Below are 2273 nucleotides of genomic sequence, written 5' to 3'. Positions count from 1 at the left end.
TCTGAACGAGTTGCGCGCCCAAGAGGTCGAACCAGGCCTCGGCAATGGCGGCCTCGGCCGCTTGGCGGCGTGCTTCGTCGACTCGCTGGCCACCATGGACGTCAGCTGCATCGGCTTCGGCATTCGCTATGAATACGGCATCTTCACCCAGGTCTTCACACCGGACGGGCGGCAGGTCGAGGCGCCCGACAACTGGCTCGCTCTCGGCGCGCCGTGGGAATTCCCCAACCCCGATCGCGCCGTGCGGGTCAGTTTCGGCGGCCATACCGAGACGTATGCCGATGACTCCGGTCGCGAGCGACGCCGCTGGGTCCCCGGCTGGAGCGTGCGGGGAATTCCCTACAACTACATGGTGCCGGGCTACCGCAATGGCGTCGCCAACACCTTGCGGTTGTGGAGCGCGGAGGCGACCAGCGCTTTCGATCTGGAGATTTTCAACTCCGGGGACTATGTCGATGCGGTCCGCGCACAGACCTTCGCCGAGAACATCTCGAAGGTTCTCTATCCCGAGGATTCGACGCCGCAGGGGCGCGAGTTGCGCTTGCAGCAGCAGTACTTCTTCGTCGCCTGTTCGATCAACGACTATCTCCACGGGACGCTGCCCGAGGACTTCGACTTGACGCGTCTGCCCGAGCAGATCATCTTCCAGCTCAACGACACTCACCCGGTCATCGCCATCCCGGAGCTGATGCGGATCCTGCTCGACGAGCACGGCATGAACTGGGATCAGGCGTGGTCGATCACCTCCCGCTGCTTTGCCTACACCTGCCACACGCTGTTGCCGGAGGCCCTGGAGGTGTGGCCGGCAGACCTCGTCGGGCGGTTGCTGCCGCGGCACCTGGAGATCATCTACGGCATCAACGACCAATTCCTCGACCTGGTCCGAGCCACCTATCCGGGTGACGAGCTGCGGGTCCGTGCGATGTCGATCGTCGCTGAGGCCCCCTTCAAGGGCATCCGCATGGCGCACCTCGCCGCGGTCGCCGCGACGAAGGTCAACGGCGTCGCCGAACTGCACTCGACCTTGCTGCGCGAGAAGGTGCTCGTCGACTTCGCCCGCCTGTGGCCGGAGAAGTTCACCAATGTCACCAATGGCGTCACGCCACGCCGCTTCGTGCGGATGGCGAACCGGCCGCTCGCCGACCTGATCACCTCGACCATCGGCGACGGCTGGGTGCGCGACCTGGAGAAGTTGCGCGAGTTGGAGCCGTATGCCGACGACCCGGCTTTCCGAGAAGCGTTCCGCGCCGCGAAACGCGCCAACAAGGAGAGGCTCGCCGGCATTGCCCTGCGCACCGGAGATCTCGTGCTGCCGACCGACCATCTCTTCGATGTGATGGTCAAGCGGCTGCACGAGTACAAGCGTCAACTGCTCAAACTCCTGCACATCGTCACGACCTACGAGTCGATCATCTCCGGCGAAGTGACACCCGAGCAGGTCACGCCACGCGTCGTCATCTTCGGTGCCAAGGCGGCTCCGGGCTATCGAATGGCCAAGGAAATCATCCACCTGATCAACAGGGTCGCCGCCGTCGTCAACGCCGACGAGCGGGTCTGCGGGCGCCTGCAGGTGGTCTTCCCGGCCAACTACAACGTCACCCTCGCCGAGCGGATCATACCTGCCGCCGATCTGTCGGAGCAGATTTCGTTGGCCGGCAAGGAGGCATCGGGCACGGGCAATATGAAGCTCGCCCTCAATGGCGCGTTGACGATCGGGACCGACGACGGGGCGAATGTCGAGATCCGAATGCTCGTCGGGGATGAGAACTTCTTCCTCTTCGGTCTGACCGAGCCGGAGGTCGCGGACTTGCAGCGGCAGGGCTACAGCCCGGGGTCCTACTTCGAGTCCAATCCCACCCTGCGCCGAGCGATCGGCCTGATCGCGAGCGGGCACTTCACCGACGGTGACCGTTCGGTGGTCGGCCCGATCGTCGGCGACCTGCTCGCCAACGATCGCTACCTCGTGCTGGCCGACTTCCAGTCGTACCTGGACGCGCAGGCGCGGGTGGATGCGGCATACGGCGATCAAGACGCTTGGTCGCGCTCGGCGATCCTCAACGTCGCCCGGTGCGGCTTCTTCTCCTCCGACCGCGCAATGCGCGACTACATCGACCGGATTTGGGGCGCCGAGGTCCGCCGCTGACCCACTCAGCGCTTGCTGGGTGACGTTCGAACAGGGTAGGCCGTAGTGGAGGCGCCCTAACCTCTGCTAGCAGGGTTTAGGTCACCTCGAGCACGTTCGAACCTGCTGTACGTGACCTAACCTCTGCTAG

General features: G+C 64.5%; 1 protein-coding gene. It reads left to right on the top strand.

Annotated elements, in window-relative coordinates:
* On the top strand, window positions 1-2143 hold a 2143-nt coding region (locus tag PKH97_RS16020), incomplete at its 5' end, for a glycogen/starch/alpha-glucan phosphorylase (RefSeq protein WP_324388609.1).
* Window positions 2144-2273 lie beyond the last annotated feature (130 nt).

It is taken from the genome of Nostocoides sp. (assembly GCF_035343835.1).
In the GTDB taxonomy this organism is placed as follows: Bacteria; Actinomycetota; Actinomycetes; order Actinomycetales; family Dermatophilaceae; genus Nostocoides_A; species Nostocoides_A vanveenii.
The sequence above is the reverse complement of the archived record's forward strand: the minus strand, read 5'-3'. Positions and strand labels throughout refer to the sequence as shown.